Raw genomic sequence first — 19,000 nt, forward strand, 5'->3', positions numbered from 1 at the left:
CATTCAGATGTATGAACAGCAGAGGCGGGAGTCATGAAGCAATTTACATCAGGTCTGTTTCTTCTTCTTTTCAGCGGCTGGGAAAAGAATGTTATTGAGGATCAACCGATAGCCCGGACTGTTGGGATGAAGGCTCAGGTCGGTTGGGGGATCACCTACTCTGTGCGTGTAATCTTCGGGGTCATGCCCGCCGTAAAATGTAAAGGTTCCGCTTCCATAATTTCCGTGTACATATTTTACCTGATCTCTGCCGGGAGATTCAGCCAGAATCACAGCACTGCTCTTCACTTTACTCCGCTGAAAGGCTGTTGCTTGACCGTAAAAACCTCTCAGGCTGTTTACATGATTTTGGGTGAGCATGGTTGGAACCGGATCCCATTTGGCTGAAAAATCAAAGAGGGTAAAAAAATCAAGGCTTTCACTGATTCGATCCAGATCTACTTCAATATCAATGGTTGCATGTTCGTACTCATACGGATCGGTGATCACCTCAAAATTTTCAAAAGCAAAAGTTTGGTCGAAATTAAGCCGGCTGTTTACCTCGGGGTCGATCGGGCTGCCGTCGATCTCCCGAGGAATGATATCCATTCCTTCTGCAGCAAGTGCAATATCGAAGGTGTCGGTAGCTGAGCACATTGCAAACATAAACCCTCCATTTCCTACAAAATCGCGGATTTCATGAACTATGTCGAGCTTTAGCGTGCTCACCTTTTCGTATCCAAGTTCACGGGCAAGATCCCGCTTATCCTGCACCTGTTTGATGTACCATGGACTATTGCGATACATTGCCCAGAATTTACCGAATTGCCCGGTGAAATCTTCGTGATGCAGATGGAGCCAGTCATATTCGGACAGCTCTCCGGAGAGTACCTCGCGGTCGTATACCGTATTGTACGGTATTTCAGCATAGTCGAGCACAAGAGTAACGGCATCGTCCCAGGGAAGTGCACCGGGGGGTGTATAAACAGCAATTTTTGGGGCTGCTTCCAGATTTACAGAAGCCATATTCACTCCGGGATTTTCAACCTCATCAATCAAACCGGATGCATCAGCTTGTGAAATAATTTCTATGCTTACGTTTCGTACACGGGCCTTTCTTATGATGTCATGCTCATCGGTGGTCAGAAAGCTACCGCCTCTGTAGTTCAACAGCCACTGTCCGGTAGCACCCTCACCCAGGTGATTAAAAATGACCCCATATGCTTTCAGGTGATTGGTTTGGGATCCATCCATTGGGATTAACACCCTGTTTTGTGCATTCACATTGCAGATACCAAGCCCGGTGCTAATGAGAATGAGTATCAGATATTTTCGAATGGATATCATCAGAGGTAGTCAATTTGAGATTGTTGCAGCTTTTCCCTTGCAAAAGAGGCATAAAACCCATTTGGAAACCGTACAATGAGCTCTTCATAAAAATCATCGGAATCCTCTCGGGTAAAACTGAATTGTGCTGATGAGTCAAAAAATTTCTCTTCTGCAGTTTGAGGAGAGTTGAGAGTTAATTTACCCCGCACGGCCTGGTCGATGATCGTTGCCCTGTCCCACATCAAACGTTCAATCAGAGGGCTATTTGGGGTCGATTCAATTTGTTGAACAATCAATCGCAATTTAAGGTTTGAGTACTCTTCAGGCAGCGCAGAGGAGAGTTCAACTGTGAGGTCATCGGTAAATGGATGTTCAGGGTTGCTAATGAACTCCTCTAAAGTTTCTAACGCCATCTCGTAATTGCCTGTATGTAGAGCAAAGAGTCCGTTGCCGAGTTTATTCAGCTCGGCTCCGGTCGTATCAGCTCGCAATCCGTTTTGAATCCACATGCGAAGTTTCACTGCATCGTTGGCAAAGTAGGAAGAATTGCGCCGTTCAAGGGAGCGCAGCTGAATTTCAGCAAATTCGGCATCACCGGAAAAGAAATCGGAGAGTGCTGAGTAGTAGCGGACCTTCTCCGATAGATTGGATTCCTCGGTTGCCCTGTCGGCCCTGGCTAAGAGTCTTCGCGACTCCCCGAAGCGCTGTTCAAAGATAGCGAGTCGACCCTCTGCATAGAGAGAGTAGGGGCTGTCGCTACCTGAAACACTTATTAACTGATCTATCCAACCCTTTGCCTTTAAAGGGTCTTTCATATAATCAAGTGCAAGATCCGTTAAACGCGAAAGCACCCGTGCTGATCGATTGTACTCGGGATATTCTTGCATTAATGATTCCGCTCGATCGTACGAATGATGATAGAGCGTCCGAATGGAATCGGCAGAGAGGAGATTGTTTTGCTCGGCAAATTGTGCCCATCGCAAATAGGTATGGCTCAGCTCATCGTACACTCTGTGTTTTGTGCCCTGGTTAGAGCTGTTCAGATAATAGGTATAAGCCCGTTCGGCGGTAGAAAATTGCCGGGCAGAAAGCAGTCGGCTTCCAAGTTCAAACAGTGAGTACACTGTATAGGGAGTTTCTTCTTCGTAATGTCGGGCAAAGTTGTATGAACGTTCATACTGTTCAGTTTCAATCAGCAGCCAGCCCAGAAGCTGGTATAGTGCCGAATAGGCTTCATGAGAAGGAGAAAGCTCCAGGAGTAGATCCTCCAGTTCAAATGAGGCAATATCGTAGAGTTGTTCATCACGCATCTGAAAAAATCGCTGCTGAACAATGGCCATCTGCTGGGGTGCTTCCATGATGAGAGTGAAGTACTCGTTAACGGCTTCATCAAACCGGCCGGCGAGAAGGTAGGTGTTTGCCAGCTCATTCAAAAAAAGAGTGGGGTTGTTGTGAATTTCGCGCGCGGCCCGATAGGCTTTCGCAGCTTCCTCAAATTCCTGCCTTGAGGCCATGGAAGAAGCTATGATGTAGGTAGCCTGGATGTTTTGCGGGTTTTCATCCAGGACGTCGTACCAAACTTCGAGCGCTTCTTCCGGTTTGCTGTTTAAATGTAGAATCTCACCCAGCTTGGCTTTTGCCTGTAGGGTAATAAGGTTCCGACCGATCTGATTTCTGACAACCTCTTCGGCTCTGCCCAACTCTCCGTTATTGATGAGCGCTTCTACAAGCCGTTCAAAATATACATTAGACCGGGGGTTTCTTTCATGAAGATCGGCAAACAGAGGTATAGCCTGCTCATAATGTTGCTGCTGATACAACCGGTTTGCTGTTTGAAAGTCCGATTGCCGGGCAGACAGTGAGATGACAGATAACAGACTCAATAAAGCAGTAACCGTGAATATTCTGAACAGCATTACAGCGAGTTGAAATGTTTTTTAAAAACCTCAGGGAAATGATTCTTTACCTGTTGATAGAATTCGAAGAGCGGAAACCCAACAACATTATTGTAATCGCCTTCGATTGATTTAACAAATACGGCCCCGAAATCGTCCTGAATTCCGTATGCCCCGGCTTTGTCCATCGGGCTGCCACCATAAACATATCGTTCGATGTCTAACGGGTCTAACGCGCCGAAGGTTACTTTCGTCTTTTCCGAGAAGTTGGCTTCTCTCTCCGGGATTCCCTTCTGATCCGTTTTTGCCAACCATACACCACTGTATACATTATGGGTATTTCCGCTCATCTCACTCAGCATTTTCGTTGCCTCGTCCCGGGTTTCCGGTTTGCCGAGATAGTTTCCATGAAGAGAGACGATCGTATCGGCAGCAATGACAAATGAATCCGGGTGGGCTTCGCAAACAGATTCTCCTTTCTGTTTAGCCAGGGACTCGACCAGCTCCGAAGGGTTTATTGAAAAATCCATCACTTCTTCAATATTTGATGGGGAGACCAAGAAGGTTAAATTAAGCTGTTTGAGGAGTTGAGCCCGCCTCGGACTTGCAGATGCTAATACGATTTTCATTTTTTAAAATTCTCTTCGAAAGAACATTTTTGCTGTTTCAGATAATTAAATAACTTAACCAACCGCACTGCTTAATAAAAGCAGTATTTAAAAGTTGGCTAACTGCTCCCCTGAAGAATCGATCGGGCAGTAGTCCAGACAAACATTTTTAACGTAATGGATGACCGGCATGAGCAGAAAACGTAAGCAGAGAAAAGAATCAAAACCGATGCTTTTTACACCACTCAACTATAAGTTGCTTGGTGTAGGGGTGATGCTGGTTATTATTGGCTTTACAATTATGAGGATTGAGAATGAGGTGTACGGCTTTATCTCACTCTACATTTCACCGATTCTGCTGCTTACCGGGTATGGCATTGTCGTTTATGCGATTTTAAAACGAGACCACAAAATTGACGACACCTCAACAAGCACATCATCCTGATCGGCTTTGGACAGACTCATAAATTATCTCTTCTGGATCGTTGTCATCTTTCTCTTTGTGATTGAAGGGAAGCTGAACGACCACCTTATGATTCTGTCCGGACTGGGTCTCTCTTTAATATTAGCTTACTTAGCTTTTTTCCTGAACTGGATTACGCTCGACGCAACCAAAGCGGTTGTTGTCGTTGGGATGATTACATTCGGTTTTGCCGGTGTTTGGGCAGCCGCAGCACTCATATTCTTTTTTGTTAGCAGCAGTATCATCACTCGCAAAAAACGACCCAACGGTGTAGATGCCGGAAAGGTACCGTTGCGATCTGTGGATCCCTATCATAATAGCAGAAGGGATGGGTACCAGGTGTGGGCAAATGGATTTTGGGTTGCGGTTTTTGCTCTATTGTGGTTTCAATTTGAACAGATCTACTTTATGATGGCAATATTTGGAGCCATTGCAACTGCGACCGCTGATACATGGGCTACGGAACTGGGTGCCAGAGAAGAGGGGCGAACCAGGTTGATTACCACGTTTAAAAAAGTGCCGCCCGGTACCGATGGGGGCATAAGCCTGAAAGGTACGTTTGCTGCTATTCTCGGGAGTTGTGCTCTCGCTTCTCTGCTGTTGGTGATGCCCGAGCAGGTCGAATTGAACATTGTTATTACAGTTGCGGCTGCAGGACTTTTAGGTTCCATCGCTGACTCCTATCTTGGAGCCTACTTTCAAAATCGTGATATCCCTTTTTTGTCAGGTAATGAAAATGGAAGTCGCGACTTGTTGCTGAAAAACTGTTTTGTAAACTGGCTGGCTACCGGAATCGGTGGTCTTTTAACTCTCCTAACCATAAAAATATTGACTTTATGAAGAAGTGGTACAGAAAACTACACTGGCAAATTATTATCGGGATGGTACTCGGACTTCTCTGGGGGTTGCTCTCCAGTGTGGCCGGTTTTAACGAGTTTACCAGTGATTATATACGGCCGTTTGGGGACATCTTTATTACGCTTCTCAAACTAATCGCTGTTCCGCTTGTACTTGCATCGCTCGTGGTAGGTGTTTCCAACCTGAATGATATGAGTCAGCTCTCGCGCATGGGAGGGAAGACCATTGCCATTTATATGGTAACAACGACGTTTGCCATTACAATTGGTCTTGGAGTGGTGAATGTAATGCAGCCCGGAAAAGCCCTTCCTGAAGACACCCGTACAACACTTATGGAAAGTTACGGCGGGGGTGTGGAAGGACGTGACGCTGTGGCGGAAGAACTTCTGGACCGAAGCCCTCTCGATTTCTTTGTAGATATTGTCCCGGAAAACTTTTTTGAAGCTGCCTCCGATAACTCCAATATGCTACAGGTGGTGTTCATCGCAATTTTAATCGGGATTGGGATCGTAAATATTCCGGTTCAAAAAGGACAGGTGCTGATAAACGTCTTCGAGTCTTTAAATGATGTGATCATCAAGATTGTGGATCTTGTAATGAAAACAGCACCTTATGGCGTATTTGCTCTCATGGCCGTAGTGATTGTTGACTTGGCCGGTGATGATCTCGGTCAGGCACTTACACTGCTGAATGCTCTTGGGTGGTACACTATTGCCGTGATTGTCGGTCTGATTCTGCATGTATTAATCGTCTATTCGAGTTTGTTCAAAATTTTCAGCAACATGAAATTGAAGGACTTTTTCAAAGCCATTCAGCCTGCCGTTCTTTTAGGTTTCAGCACCAGTTCAAGTGCTGCAACCCTGCCGGTAACAATGGAGCGCGTTGAGAAAAATCTTGGAGTGGATGAAGAAGTTTCAAGTTTTGTTCTGCCTGTTGGGGCAACAATCAACATGGACGGCACAAGCCTTTACCAGGCTGTAGCTGCAGTTTTTATTGCACAGGCACTGGGCATGGATCTCAGTATTGCACAGCAGCTGACGATTGTGCTTACGGCTACGCTCGCCTCGATCGGTGCGGCAGGAGTACCCGGGGCAGGAATTATCATGTTAGTGATTGTGTTGCAAACAATTCAGGTTCCGATTGAGGGAATTGCCCTGATTCTGGGGGTTGACCGTATTCTCGACATGGTCAGAACGGCCGTTAACGTGACGGGAGACGCCGCTGTTTCAGTAGCAGTGGCCCATACGGAAGGAAAACTTGGTGCGTTGCACTTCGATGATGAGGAACCTGAAGCCTGATTCTCAGTGTACAGTGAGTATAGATCACTTACTTACAATGATCTATGAATGAATAATTATTATCGCCCGAATTGAATATAACTCTGTTAACATATTTCATACTGACTCTTCTGACCGGGTTCCATCAGGATGACCGGTCAGATGCTATCTATGAGCAAAAGCTTCAGGATGGTATTGAGGCTTTTTATGATACAGAGTGGGATCGGGCAGAGTCCATATTTGATGAACTGATATCGGAAAAACCGGACGATCCGCAGCCGCACTTCTTTCTCTCTATGATGCCGTTCTGGGAGTACTTCTTTATTGATCAGTCTGAAGAGCTGGCGAATCAATTTCTGGAGAGGTCTGAGAAGGCAGTCGAGCTTAGTGAGAAACGGCTTAATGAATCTAAAAGTGATACAACAATGGTTTTGTTGCTGAGCGGACTTCACGGCTATCGTAGCCTTGTGGCCGCCGGGGAGGGAAACTACAGAGTAGCTGCACGCAGCGGAATGACCGGCTTTAATTATACGCGTCAGCTTCTTTCACTCGATACTAACCGGCCCGATGCACGCATCGGACGTGGAATGTTTTACTATATGGTTGGAAGTGTTCCATCTGAGCTGAGGTGGGTTACAAATATCGCCGGTCTTCGCGGAGACATGGAGCAGGGATTTGAAGAGCTAAAGCTTGCAGCAGAGAGTGAGAGCTATGTCAGCAATGATGCAAGAATGCTCCTGATGTACCTTTACAACAAAGAAGAACGCTACCCTGAGGCTTTAAAATATGCAGAGGAGTTGACTCGGGAGCTGCCCAAAAATGTGATTTTTAAATTTAAAAAAGCTGAAATTTTAGAAAACTCCGGCAATAAAGGCGATGCGAGAGAGTTATTTGCAGAGATTGTAGAGATCAACAATACAAATATCCCAAAGCTGACTGAAAAGAGCAGGAAAAGGGTAGAGGAGTTGACTGAGTTAACACAAAATTATTATTAGAATCCTTACAAATTCGTTCTGATTTAATTCGTAATTTTGTTACATATACAATAGCTGAAACCAGAATTTAAAACCGTCTATGGGGAAACCGCTACAGAAGGGATTTTTTACTGTTCTGTTACTTTTTGCCGTTTTTTCCTACTCAATCGTTCCCGGTGTGTTCGCACAGGTTACTCTTGAGAATGAAGGCGGTATCGAAGTTTCATTCAGTGAGATTTCTTCCCAATCTCAATCAGGATTTATTCAACTGACTCCCGAAGATGTCTCCAGATTATATTATAATGGCGACATCTCTTCCATTCCGGTTTGGGAGTCTAACCGTTCTTCTAATACTCCATTTCTTGCAAAAAATGAGTCGGGGGATTTTGCCATTGGAGGCCTTAAACCTGAAGGATCTCCTGAAGATCGACTCTTTTATTTGTTGCTGGACAATGATTTAAAAGAAGGAGTTCAATCTTTTCAGGTAGTCTTTGATCTTCTCTATTTGTCTGACTATGCCGGAGAGTATTCACTTCAGTTACGCTACTCATTAAATGGTAAGGATTGGAAAAATGTATCGGGAGCAAAGATTGATCAGACAATGCTGAGAGGTGGGGAAGAGACCTGGAGTACATTTTCAATCCAGACAACTCTCAACGATCTGTTGTTAAACCCGGGGGAGTCGATTGAGTTTGATTGGGTTGACACACGGGGAGCAGTATCTGCAGACGATATACCGGTTGCTATTCAGAGTATGGAATTTATTCCTGAACTTTTTACTCCATCGGGCTTGTCACGAGGAGATGTAATTATTTCTGAAATTTTACCAGCAACGGAAAGTCGAAGTGGAATGCTTGAATTTATTGAGCTTTATAACCCAACTGAATATCCGGTGCTTCTAAAAGGTCTGGAAGTTCGCACCCCTGCCGGTTCAGAAGTTATCCGGCGCGATATATCTATTCAGCCCAAGCAGTTTACGGTACTGGCACACGGAGATTTATCCGCAAACAATCCGGACCGACGAGCGGTTTATCAGTTTTCCCGTTCTATCCTTCCGACAAATAGCGGTTATGTAGAGATCTACCAGGGGGGGCAAGAGCTTGCAAAAGCAACATTTGAGAGGAGTGACCCTGCACGTTCACTTGAGCTCAATTCTATTTCAAACGGATTTGACGGCTATACCAGTTTACAGCATTTTCAGCCATCCGACACAAGATATGACGGCCAAATTTCTGCTACTCCCGGTACGAAAGGGTTGACCCAGAGACTCTTTGTGAGAGATTTGAATGAAGCCGGTTGGCATCTGCTTGCAGCACCGGGATTAATCGATGAACGACTGAGCCGTCTGAACTCCCGTGAATTCTATTCAATAGGAGAGGAAAATAAACCCATTACAGAGCTTTCGGTTTCGGAACCGTTTTTTGCAAATATAGAAGCGAATAAAAAAGTGTATGCTTCTGAATCAACCCAAAATATAACGGCACAAAGTTTTGTGATTCCAGGCACATCTTCCAAAATAATTACCCTGGGTACCGGTGAGAGTCGTTTGTTAAGCGAAATCGGTGATGAAACCGGAAGAAGGATTTCACCGGCTTACCTGAAGTGGAATAGCAGTTTACAGAATTTTGAACTTCTTTTTGAACAAGATACCGAGGTGAGCCCGTGGAGTCCGCTTATTGTGCACGATCAGGTGTCTAATCCGGCTTCCCGCTCTCAAGCCTCTCTTTCCGGAAATAGTCTGAATCGATACATACAGTTTGAGTTATTTGAAAGCTCACAAGGCAATCAGCGAAGGTCGGTTGATAAAACGGTTCTTGGATTTTTGAGGGAGGAGCGGGGCATGGCGGAAGCGCGTTATGATCTGCCCAAATTGCTTCTCATGAAAGATGCTCAGTTCAGAGCTGAAGAGTTAAATTTAATTTACATCAGCTCTGCTGAAAGTGTGAACAGGGCAAACAGTTTTTCCCACCTTCCGCTGGAGCCGACTCAAAACTACAGCGTGAATCTTGGCGTAGTTTCCGGCAATCGGAGTTATCAGGCAGTTCTCGACTGGAGTGCTATGCAGGATATTCCTGAAGAGTGGGAGGTCACTCTTTTGGACAACTCAAATGGCCGTGAAATTGATATGCGTGAGCAGTCATCCTACGAATTTCGTGTGGTTTCATCACGCCATCCAATGGTTGAGCAAGAGCAGGAGCCGGGAACGATACAACCGTTCAGTCCCGAAGAGCAGGAGCGTTTTACCATTACCGTTAAACCGTTTGAATCATCCATCACACAAAATCGTGAGCATGCCCCATCGGGTAATGTTGAGTTGAGACAAAATTACCCCAACCCGTTCAATCCATCCACAAATGTTGTTTTCTACCTGCCGGAACAGCAGCCTGTAAAGGTTGGTGTATATAATATTGTTGGTCAGCAGGTGGCACTTCTTGCCGATGATAACTTTAGCCAGGGAGAGCATTCAATATCCTGGAATGCATCAGAGATGCCAAGTGGCGTATATATCGTTCAGCTTGAGGTAGGCAGCCGCGTATTTACCCGAAAGATCACCCTGATCAAATAGGTTACAGTCGGCTTATCGTCTAACTGATGAATAAAATTCATACTGACCCCGTGAATCTGATCGAACTTTATTCCTTGCAAAATTTGTTTAATGGAATAAATAGACAGGGTTTATTGGCTTTTCCCTTTCATCTGCGATATCTTTAAATATTCATTGAGAATCACTCTTAAATTTAATTAAACCTACTCACAAACAAATTCATGCAGTTCAAAACAGCTCAGGGAATTGACATACCTGAAATTGGCTTGGGAACCTATAAATTATACGGAAAGGAGTGTAAGAAAGTCGTGACAGACGCGCTCAAAATTGGATATCGGCACATCGATACCGCTCAAATGTATAAAAATGAGAAAGAGATCGGAGATGCCATTCAGTATGCAAATGTACCAAGGGAGGATATATTCCTGACGACCAAGATCTGGCACACAAATCTTGCACACGATGATGTTCTGCAGACTGTGGAAGAGAGCCTGACCAACCTTCAGACCCCCTATGTGGATCTTTTGATGATTCACTGGCCAAATAAGCAGTACTCTTTGGAGAAAACACTTGAGGCGATGCTGGTTCTCAGAGATCAGGGTAAGGCGATGAATATCGGGGTGTGTAACTTTCCGCTGTCTCTTACCAAAGAAGTCCTCGAAGAGCTTCGAATACCCATTTTTGCCAACCAGGTGGAATTTCATCCATTCCTGGAACAGTTTGATCTACTGGACTACTCATACGATAACGATTTTCTGATTACGGCTTACAGCCCGCTTGCACAGGGTAAGGTAATGGAAAATGAAACGCTTCAGGAAATTGGAGAGGCTTACGGAAAATCACCTGCTCAGGTAGCATTGAGATGGCTTATTGAACAGGAGAATGTAATTGCCATTCCAAAGGCATCATCCAGAGAACATCTTGAAGCGAATATCGATATTTTTGATTTCCAGCTTGAGGATGAACACTTTGAGGAGATTGACAATCTGGATAAAACCACTCGTTTGGTGAATCCCTCTTTTGCTCCGGACTGGTAATCTTTTCTTTGTTGAACATCATGTTTTAATCAACATCATATTCCGTATTACGGAACGATTGCCATCTATTTCTTTTTTAATAAGCACATGATTATTGAAAAGAAATAGAGTTTATATCGCTTAAGCGATCCGACTATTTTATTTTGTCTGCAGCACTTCTGTCTATGGCACTGTCAATTGCCCTATGGATTAGCGGGGACCAGGATGCCGGACTTTTTGTAGGAATTTGGGTTCCGTCCATTCTTGGCTTTGGCGCCTACTTTAAAATCTTAAAATACAGGGGGAGATCATGATGGGCAGTGTACCTTTTCTTATATCGTCCGGTTTGATTGCGGTCTTGCTTTTTCTTGTTGGGTTGATCTATACCTTCAAGGAATTTAAAGAGATGGAAGAACACCCTGAAGACTTCAGACGACGCCGGCCAGAAGAGCCAAAAATTGTGGATTCATCAAAAGAGGATAGCGAGTAAGGGCCTAATCCCAATAGGAAATTGAAGATGCGATAGGTTTCTTCTCCTCATTTTTGAATAAGCTCTGTACCATTCGATTGCCATCTATTTCTGATGTGTGATAAATGGTGTCTCCCAAAACGGATTCCGCCAGGTATTGAATCTCCATCTCCCTGCAACCTTTATGATCGTCCGCCGGATAGCCGGTCATCCAGTCGATATACCGGACATTATTTACATGGTGGTTCATGTCTAAATCATTTCTGCCAACAATGGTAATCAGTTCAGCCTTGTCCGTAGAAAGGGGATTGATGGACTTTCTTTCAGGTTCAATCGTGTGGGGCTTATCTTTTATCCCCATTTCTGAAATCTCTTTTGGTGTTCGTACCGGGCGTTTTGTTTTCATATCCAGCACCATCCACTGACTGATGGCGTGAGCCAATAGTTCACCGGTCCCGGATTTCATCTCATAATCCCGAAAAGCCCGAAGTCCGTCACCGGCAGAAGGCCAGGTGGTGACCTCCACCTCTTCCCATCGTTTTGGCTGTTTAAGAAGCTTTATGTGCATTTTATACAGAACCCATGTCAGACCTTTTTTATGTAGTTGAGATATATCGAAATTGAGGTGATGTGCATGAATACCGGCAGTTTCCTGAAAATAGTTGCAAATGGAGGAGAAGGTGACTTTTTCATTTCGGTCTACCTCGTACGAGCGGACTTTGAAGGGGATGGTGTAGATTTTTTCCATTATAAATGGTTTGATAATAAAATTTGCCGTCAGATTGATAACATAAGAATTTTGACGTTGAGAATTTGTTTGGATGGTGGGACCGGATAAAAGATTAATTAGATATTAAACCCGTTCGGGGTATAATGGAACAGGTAAATAAAAAGATTCCGAAGGAGTCGAACTCTTTATCTGCGATTTGAATATTTGGAAAAATTTGATATTAAACATCTGCATATTTTCCCATTAAACATCGATTATGGGTGTTATCAACACATTGTGGAAAAGAAATTTTTGATTGTTATGAAGATGCCCGTAGCTTTGAACAGTTCTTTGGAATAGTTTATCGTGGTGTCCCGGTATAGAATACAACCGGGATGAAAAGGGAATTCCGTTTCATTCGGAAGCTGTACCCGCAACTGTAAGTTCAGAACCAATCATCATGATCGGTATCTGTTGATCCTTATCTTGCCACTGTCTGTACAAATCAGACGGGAAGGTTGAATCAACAGCTGAACAAGCCAGGAGACCTGCCACCGTTTCTATTTCCCAGAAAACTTTCGGGAGTTAAAGTTTTCGGAACGATTCACTGTAATCGAATATCAAATCCTATTTCCATGAAAATTCTATCTGTGCAAACACTGTTTACAACTCTATTCCTATATCTGATTTTCCCACAATGTACTCAAGCACAAGCTGTAGCCGATACTCTTACGTTAGAGGAGATCACGGTACAGTCTACCCGTTTTAATGCAGAACGCAAGCATCAGCCTATATCCGTTACCCGTTTTACTGCTAAAGATCTTGAGATCTATGGAACGGGAAGCATTGCCGAATTGATCGGTAAAAGAAGTTCAGCTGTAGTTCGGGAATATAGCCCCGGCGGACTCTCCAACCTGTCACTGAGAGGATACAGTCCAGGCCGTACTCAGGTTGTCTGGAACAACTTCAACCTGAATGATCCGGTAAACGGCGTATTTGATCTGAGCCTGATGCCTGCAAATTTTATCCGTTCGATGGAGTTGAGTGCCGGTAATAGCAGCACCGCTTACGGCAGTTCAGCTGCCGGAGGGACACTCTATCTCGACTCCGGTGCAGCGGCCAGCAGCTACTCAGGCTGGCAGACTCTTGGCAGCTACGGTCAGAATCTTCAGGGAGTGAACCTGACTCACCGCTCCGGAAGCTGGCACGCCGGACTCTCCCTGCAGCGAGAAGCTTCGGACAACGATTTTGAATTTGAGAACAACGGCGAGACTCAGTCCCGCGACAACAACAGGGTAGAGGCTTTTAACGCTCTGGTTAATGCAGGCTACGAAACGGAACCGCTATCGATGAAAACAACGCTGTGGTTCTATGATGTAGAGAATCAATCTCCCGGATCACTGAGCTTTCCCAGTGAAACTGCGGTTCAGGACGATCGTGCACTTCGATCGGCTACAAACATCGAGTACAGGTTCGACAACAACCGGCTCTACAGCAATATTATCTATAGCGATGCGGATACCGACTACACCGATGAAGCATTTGGAACCGAAAGTGAAACAAACATCAAATCGTTTTCTAATGAGATCGGGTGGAGCCGGAACTGGCTGGATAACCTGAAAACCGATCAATCCGCACAGTTTTTGGTAAATCGTGTGGAGAGTACAAATTTTGAGCAAAATGAATCGCAATTCAATTTTGCCTACCGGTTGAACAGTGAATGGCAGTCGGGTGAATCGCTGAGGTTATTTGGCGGAATTCGTTACGACTTCTACGAAACAGCCGGTGATGCCGTCAGTGGTTCATTTGGAGCCAACTACAACCTGTTTGAGGACGCTTTGATTCTCAGGGGACAGTGGAGCCGAAATTTCGTTGCACCTACGCTGAACGATCTCTACTGGCCCGATGCCGGAAATCCGGATCTTGAACCTGAAACAAATCATAAAGCCGAAGCGGGTATATTATCCATCCATGACTACGATGGAGGACGATTTGAGGCCGAGATCAACGGATTTGCCGGAGTACAAAAAGACGGCATTCTCTGGGTGTTTGATCAAAACGGGCTCTCCGTTCGAAATGTGAATGAAATTGAGACCAAGGGCATTGAGCTGAACCTGAGGAACGATTTCCGGTTATCGTCTAATTTGAGCCTGACAATCGAAGGCGGAAGTACCTACACCGATGCAACCATTACAGAGGATGAATCGAATCCCGAAGCTGAGGGCGGTCAGCTGGTTTACGTACCCGAATGGTCTCACAGGGCACACCTGAACGTCAGCTGGAAAAACCTATCTGCCGGAACGGATGTTCGCTATACCGGTGAGCGCTATACTACCCAAGACAATACTCTTGCCGAACCACTAAGTTCATTTACGGAGACAGATCTTTTCGGCAGGGTAGAGATACCGATTGATCGGTACCGCTTCAGTATTACTGCCCGGGTGCGTAATCTTGGCGACAGTCAAAACCAGTTTATTGATGGGTATCCGCTACCGGGACGAAGTTATCTGATAACTGCGCGGATTGGATTTAACCCCTGATCCAAAACAGAACTCGGGATAGGTATTTTTGCGTATAGATAAGTATGATGCTTGAATCGGTCAGCCGATATTTAATCAGTCAAATATTCACTTCCCATTTACTATGGGGAGTGAGTGTCTGTATGGATGGTTTCGATTTTAAACTCGAAAAAATATACAATTAAATAACTATAATCTGTGCATCAAAAAGTTTAAAAAATAATTTAAAATCCTCAAAAGACACGATTGCCCGAAGAGATTGGATTGTTGAAAACAGAATATTCGCAGTGCTTCAAAATTTATCGATTCGAGTAATTTACCCCGAAATGTGGATAACTCGTATATTTTGTGGATAACCCTAAAATCTAAGTTTAAGCTGTAAAAACAGCCTTAATTATCCACAGGGTGCTGTTAATATCTCAGTCGGGGCAAATAAAACTGCATCAGAGGTTTTTGGGTACATTCAGTTTTGGCGGTATGGCTGTCAAGTTAAAATTCAAGTTATCGTTCAACATTTTCTAATGTGGATAACTTGATGGATTTGTGGAAAAGTAATTGAATTTTTTCTTGCTGTGATAGCTACGCTCGGATATATTACCAAGCACGATATTTAGCAATCAGAGGTTGATTGGTTCAACCAGATATCATCTCACGAGAAGTAAGTAATTAGCAATCAGACACGTTAAGAATAAGTTAAGGAGTAACGCCTATGCAATTTAGCCGACTATATACCAAGCCAGACTGGAAGACCCCGTTTGATTCCATCAAATTTGAGAAGAGAAAGTCAGAGATCAAGAACCCGGACGGATCCGTCATTTTTAAGATGGAGAATGTTGTGGTTCCAAAGTCGTGGTCGCAGGTTGCAACGGACATCATCGCTCAGAAATATTTCCGGAAAGCCGGAGTTCCTGCCAAAGTTAAAAAGGTGAAGGAGAAAGGAGTACCGGAGTGGCTGCAGCGATCGGAGCCGGATGAGAAAGCCCTCAAGAAGATGGATGAGGAGGAGCGTTACTCACACGAAATTGACAGCCGGCAGGTTTTTCACCGATTGGCGGGATGCTGGACTTATTGGGGATGGAAGCACGACTATTTCAGTTCTGAAGAGGATGCGAAGGTTTTCTACAGCGAACTCTGCTATATGCTAGCGAATCAAATGGCGGCGCCTAACAGCCCGCAGTGGTTCAACACCGGATTGCACTGGGCATACGGAATTAACGGTCCGGCTCAGGGTCATTATTATGTGGACGGCAAGACCGGAAAACTCACCAAATCCAAAGATGCATATACGCATCCGCAGCCGCACGCCTGTTTTATCCAGAGTGTGGATGACGACCTGGTGAATGAAGGCGGAATCATGGATCTGTGGGTTCGTGAGGCAAGACTTTTTAAATATGGCTCCGGAACCGGATCCAACTTCTCATCACTGCGAGGATCGGGTGAACCGCTGAGTGGCGGTGGAAAATCATCCGGACTGATGAGCTTCCTGAAGATCGGTGACCGCGCAGCGGGAGCCATCAAATCGGGAGGTACAACCCGAAGGGCTGCCAAAATGGTAACACTCGACCTGGATCATCCCGATATTGAAGAGTATGTGAACTGGAAGGTGAGAGAGGAGCAGAAAGTGGCTTCCATTGTATCCGGTTCAAAAATCACCGAGAAGTATCTGAAGAAGATTATCAATCTCTGTCATGAGCCGGTAGATGTGGACGGACAGATGTATAACGGTGCGGTGAGCCGCGATCCGTTGAAGAATAAAGATCTGGGCCAGGCAATCAAGGAAGCGAAGCAGCATCAGGTTCCGCTGAACTATATTGAACGTGTGATTCAGCTTGCAGCTCAGGGATTTACTGATATTGAATTTGATACGTACGACACCGATTGGAATTCAGAAGCTTACGCCACCGTGAGCGGGCAGAACTCCAATAACTCCGTTCGTGTGCCTAACAGCTTTATGAAAGCCGTTGTAGACGACAAGGAGTGGAATCTGTATGGACGGGTAGAGAAAAAGCGTGCGGCAGAAGAGAATCGTGATCCGCAGCCGATGAAGACGCTGAAGGCGCGTGAATTGTGGGACGACATCGCCTATGCGGCATGGTCTTGCGCAGACCCCGGTACACAATATCACGATACCATTAACGAGTGGCACACCTGCCCCGAAGATGGGCCGATTAAGGCGAGTAATCCCTGCTCGGAATACATGTTCCTGGACAACACCGCGTGTAATCTCGCGTCCCTCAACCTGATGAAATATTTCAAGGATGAGGACTGCAAAGAGTTTGATGTGGAGTCGATCCGTCACGCCACCCGCCTCTGGACAACCGTTCTGGAGATCGCTGTGCTGATGGCGCAGTTCCCGTCCAAAGAGATTGCGGAGCTATCCTATATCTTCCGAACGCTCGGTCTCGGCTACGCCAACCTGGGTGCTGCGCTGATGGTTCAGGGTGCGCCGTACGACAGTGAGCGCGGATGCGCCATTGCGGGATCCCTGACGGCTATTATGCATATGAAGTCGTATGCCACCAGTGCCGAGCTGGCCAAAGAGCTCGGCACGTTTGAAGGATATGAGCGAAACAAAGAGCACATGCAGCGCGTGCTTCGAAACCACCGGCGTGCAGCCTACAATGTGGCGCCTGAGGAGTATGAAGGCCTCACCATCAAGCCGAAAGGGATTGATGCAAACCAATGTCCGGACTATCTGCTGAAAGCTGCCCGAGAGGATTCCGATGCCGCAGTGAAACTGGGCGAAGAGCACGGCTTCCGAAATGCGCAGGTAACCGTAATTGCACCGACCGGAACGATTGGGCTGGTGATGGATTGCGACACCACCGGAATTGAGCCGGACTTTGCCCTGGTGAAGTTCAAGAAACTGGCAGGCGGCGGTTACTTCAAGATCATCAACCAGAGCGTTCCGCTTGCGCTGAAGAACCTGGGTTACAGCCCGAAAGAGATTGAGGCGATTGTAAATTACGCCAAAGGTTACGGTTCACTGGATGGATGTCCGCACATTAATGCCGAGACGCTGAAGAAGAAAGGATTTACCGACAAACAGCTTGAAGCGGTTGAAGAGGCACTGCCAAGCAGTTTTGACATCAAGTTTGCCTTTAACCAGTGGACGCTGGGCGAGGATTTCTGCAAGGATGTTCTGGGTATTTCCGAAGATCAGCTCTCCGACCATAATTTTGACATTTTGCGGTATCTCGGGTTTACCCGCGACCAGATCAACGAGGCGAACGACTATGTTTGCGGTACAATGACCGTGGAGGGTGCACCGCATCTGAAAGATGAGCACCTGGCAGTATTTGACTGCGCCAATAAGTGCGGAAAAACCGGAACCCGTTTCATATCCGCCAAGGGACACATCAACATGATGGCAGCGGCTCAGCCGTTCATCTCCGGTGCGATTTCCAAGACGATCAACCTGCCGAATGAGGCTACCGTGGAGGATATTAAGGAAGCCTACATGGATTCATGGAAGCTGATGCTGAAAGCAAACGCTCTCTACAGAGACGGATCGAAACTGAGTCAGCCGCTCAACTCTATGAGTGATGTGTTTGAAGAGCTCGAGGAGGATGAGGATGAAGCAGAAAGTCTTGCGGCACAGGATGATGTGGTGAAAACCGCTGAGAAGATCATTCACAAATATGTAGCGCGGCGGAAGCGTCTGCCGTTCCGTCGAAACGGATATACACAGAAAGTGAAGATTGGCGGGCAGAGCGTCTATCTGCGTACCGGTGAGTATGAAAACGGCCAGGTGGGTGAGATTTTCATTGACATGCACCGCGAGGGCGCGGCGTTCCGAAGTTTGATGAACTGCTTTGCGATCTCCATCTCGCTCGGCCTGCAGCACGGCGTACCGCTCGAAGAGTTTGTGGACGCATTTGTGTTCACCAAGTTTGAGCCGAGCGGTATGGTATCCGGCAGTCCGCATGTGAAGATGACCACGTCTGTGATCGACTACATTTTCCGTGAGCTGGCGGTAACCTACCTGGAGCGCGATGACCTTGCGCATGTGGCTCCCGAGGAGATCATGACACGAAAATTGAGGCCATCCGAAGAGGATGAACTTGAAGAAGAAGTTGCACGCAGAGTGCAGCAGAAGAAAAATCCGGTAGCCCAGACAGAAGGAGCTGCCGCGATAGAAGAAGAGGCGGAAAGCGATTTCGATCGAGCTAAACAGCTTGGTTATACAGGCGACTCTTGCCCCGAGTGCGGGAGCATGACGATGATCCGGAATGGGACATGCCAAAAGTGCATAACGTGCGGATCTACGACAGGGTGCTCCTGATTTAGCAATCGATAGACTAGTCTTTTTCAGCCCGGGGGACCGAACCTCCTCCGGGTTGTTTTTTTATTGGCGGG

14 protein-coding genes and 1 riboswitch are annotated in these 19,000 nt (G+C 45.9%); of the genes, 10 read left to right on the forward strand and 4 right to left on the reverse strand.

Going from position 1 to position 19,000, the window contains the following annotated elements; all coding sequences use genetic code 11:
* Positions 1-48: 48 nt before the first annotated feature.
* From BG260_RS05760 to BG260_RS05770, 3 genes are read right to left on the reverse strand one after another with little or no spacing between them, the layout of a single operon-like run.
* A complete protein-coding gene (locus BG260_RS05760; protein ID WP_069131007.1) occupies positions 49-1,326 on the reverse strand; it encodes an asparagine synthetase B in 1,278 nt (425 codons plus the stop codon).
* Positions 1,326-3,224 carry a tetratricopeptide repeat protein gene (locus tag BG260_RS05765; protein WP_069131008.1) on the reverse strand — a complete coding sequence of 633 codons (1,899 nt, stop codon included), beginning with the start codon at positions 3,222-3,224 and terminating at the stop codon, positions 1,326-1,328. Before BG260_RS05765 ends, BG260_RS05760 begins: the two co-directional genes overlap by 1 nt.
* Positions 3,224-3,832, reverse strand: a complete 609-nt coding sequence (locus BG260_RS05770; RefSeq protein ID WP_069131009.1) for a Maf family protein — start codon at positions 3,830-3,832, stop codon at positions 3,224-3,226. Before BG260_RS05770 ends, BG260_RS05765 begins: the two co-directional genes overlap by 1 nt.
* Positions 3,833-4,001: 169 nt before the next feature.
* Here BG260_RS05770 and BG260_RS05775 point away from each other — a divergent pair, with 169 nt between their 5' ends.
* From BG260_RS05775 to BG260_RS05805, 8 genes are all read left to right on the forward strand, one after another.
* On the forward strand, positions 4,002-4,256 hold the full coding sequence (locus BG260_RS05775) for a DUF3098 domain-containing protein (RefSeq protein WP_176719442.1): 255 nt from the start codon (positions 4,002-4,004) through the stop codon (positions 4,254-4,256).
* Between the two features lie 6 nt (positions 4,257-4,262).
* Positions 4,263-5,114: a DUF92 domain-containing protein gene (locus tag BG260_RS05780; RefSeq protein ID WP_069131010.1), complete on the forward strand. Its 852-nt coding sequence runs from the start codon at positions 4,263-4,265 to the stop codon at positions 5,112-5,114.
* Complete coding sequence (locus BG260_RS05785) at positions 5,111-6,430, forward strand: dicarboxylate/amino acid:cation symporter (RefSeq protein ID WP_069131011.1); 1,320 nt, start codon at positions 5,111-5,113, stop codon at positions 6,428-6,430. The genes BG260_RS05780 and BG260_RS05785 overlap by 4 nt, the downstream gene beginning before the upstream one ends.
* Before the next feature lie 71 nt (positions 6,431-6,501).
* Entirely contained in the window at positions 6,502-7,404 is a 903-nt protein-coding gene (locus BG260_RS05790; protein WP_069131012.1) for a tetratricopeptide repeat protein, read from the forward strand.
* Positions 7,405-7,483: 79 nt separating this feature from the next.
* On the forward strand, positions 7,484-9,949 hold the full coding sequence (locus BG260_RS05795) for a T9SS type A sorting domain-containing protein (protein ID WP_069131013.1): 2,466 nt from the start codon (positions 7,484-7,486) through the stop codon (positions 9,947-9,949).
* Between the two features lie 200 nt (positions 9,950-10,149).
* Complete coding sequence (locus tag BG260_RS05800) at positions 10,150-10,965, forward strand: aldo/keto reductase (RefSeq protein WP_069131014.1); 816 nt, start codon at positions 10,150-10,152, stop codon at positions 10,963-10,965.
* 164 nt (positions 10,966-11,129) lie between these two features.
* Positions 11,130-11,258, forward strand: coding sequence for a hypothetical protein (locus BG260_RS14440; protein ID WP_281179582.1), 129 nt, complete (start codon positions 11,130-11,132; stop codon positions 11,256-11,258).
* Entirely contained in the window at positions 11,255-11,434 is a 180-nt protein-coding gene (locus tag BG260_RS05805) for a hypothetical protein (protein WP_069131015.1), read from the forward strand. The genes BG260_RS14440 and BG260_RS05805 overlap by 4 nt, the downstream gene beginning before the upstream one ends.
* Positions 11,435-11,438: 4 nt before the next feature.
* Here the strand turns inward: BG260_RS05805 and BG260_RS05810 are convergent, their stop codons facing one another.
* Positions 11,439-12,161 carry an acyl-[acyl-carrier-protein] thioesterase gene (locus BG260_RS05810; protein WP_069131016.1) on the reverse strand — a complete coding sequence of 241 codons (723 nt, stop codon included), beginning with the start codon at positions 12,159-12,161 and terminating at the stop codon, positions 11,439-11,441.
* Positions 12,162-12,472: 311 nt separating this feature from the next.
* Positions 12,473-12,692, forward strand: a riboswitch (cobalamin riboswitch).
* A gap of 65 nt (positions 12,693-12,757) precedes the next feature.
* Between BG260_RS05810 and BG260_RS05815 the strand changes: the two genes are divergently transcribed.
* Both BG260_RS05815 and BG260_RS05820 read left to right on the forward strand, forming a co-directional pair.
* Entirely contained in the window at positions 12,758-14,662 is a 1,905-nt protein-coding gene (locus BG260_RS05815; protein ID WP_069131017.1) for a TonB-dependent receptor, read from the forward strand.
* A gap of 688 nt (positions 14,663-15,350) precedes the next feature.
* Entirely contained in the window at positions 15,351-18,926 is a 3,576-nt protein-coding gene (locus tag BG260_RS05820) for a vitamin B12-dependent ribonucleotide reductase (protein ID WP_069131018.1), read from the forward strand.
* Positions 18,927-19,000: the final 74 nt, after the last annotated feature.

The sequence above is a fragment of the Rhodohalobacter halophilus genome (assembly GCF_001715195.1).
Lineage (GTDB): Bacteria > Bacteroidota > Rhodothermia > Balneolales > Balneolaceae > Rhodohalobacter > Rhodohalobacter halophilus.